The following is an 888-nucleotide window of genomic DNA, read 5'->3' as shown; positions in this document are numbered from 1 at the left end:
GCCTCCTTGTCCAGCCCTCAGCTTGAATCACTATTCACCACAAAAGGGAACCCAAGACGATTCAGACTTTTTGGGAAATGCTCTAGCTCTATAATTACGTCTTTTGTAATTAATTGTATTTGGGGATGTATTTTTTCTTTGTCTTTTACAAGGGCGTCAACAATATAAAAAATAGATGTTATTTTCTCTTTGATAAGTGTTTCGATAATTTCGACGTCTTGTCTAACATATATGAAATATTTTGTTGCTGTTCGTATTGCCTCTTCCTTTTCTGCCCCTTGATTGTCACGTACACGATTTAATACTTCGTCAAATTCTAAGCTTTCAAGAAAGCGCAGTGCTTCTCTGCCTGGGTTTCTATAATACCTTGAGATAGAAGAGCGACCACTGACTTGAATGCGCCTCCTTATTACAACTCGTTCTTCTTCATCGATACGGTCGTGAGGAGTGTTTATATCGTTTTCAACTTGGTCCGTTCCCTCTTGATAGTCCTCGATTTGAAAGATTTTCGTTTTTTTGTTATTTAAGGTCAAACCCTCTTCTGAAAGTAATTCGCTTAGTATCCTTACAATATCGTAAGCTTCCGCGCGTGAGTCTGCAAATAGTCGAAAGTCGTCCACATATCGTACGTATTGAATATCGTTTTCTTGAAGTTGTCGATCTACTGCAAGTAGAGCGGCTTCAGAAAGGATGCGACTGGCATCCGAACCTACTGGCACGCCGTAACTTCTTCGATCACCCGACCATTGAAATAGAATTTCTCTAGCGAGTGCGACCATTTGTGCGTCGCAGCCACAATCTGGGCACCCGCAACAACCCGCTATTTTGAGGCGTCCCGACGGCTTTCAGCCATGAGGCCCGCGTTTTTGCCCCGGATCGGATTGATCC

The 888-nt window shown here is 42.7% G+C and carries 1 protein-coding gene; it reads right to left on the bottom strand.

Going from position 1 to position 888, the window contains the following annotated elements:
• Positions 1 to 17: 17 nt before the first annotated feature.
• Positions 18 to 779 carry an RNA-directed DNA polymerase gene (locus ACXAIC_RS24735; RefSeq protein ID WP_475187097.1) on the bottom strand — a complete coding sequence of 254 codons (762 nt, stop codon included), beginning with the start codon at positions 777 to 779 and terminating at the stop codon, positions 18 to 20.
• Positions 780 to 888 lie beyond the last annotated feature (109 nt).

The sequence above is a fragment of the Roseibium sp. AWQ4_254 genome, assembly GCF_056161025.1.
This window is presented reverse-complemented; position numbering and strand designations above follow the sequence as displayed.

Bases quoted from the DNA above. Each gene is read 5' to 3' on its own strand.
- ACXAIC_RS24735 (WP_475187097.1), bottom strand. From the start codon at position 779: ATGGTCGCACTCGCTAGAGAAATTCTATTTCAATGGTCGGGTGATCGA.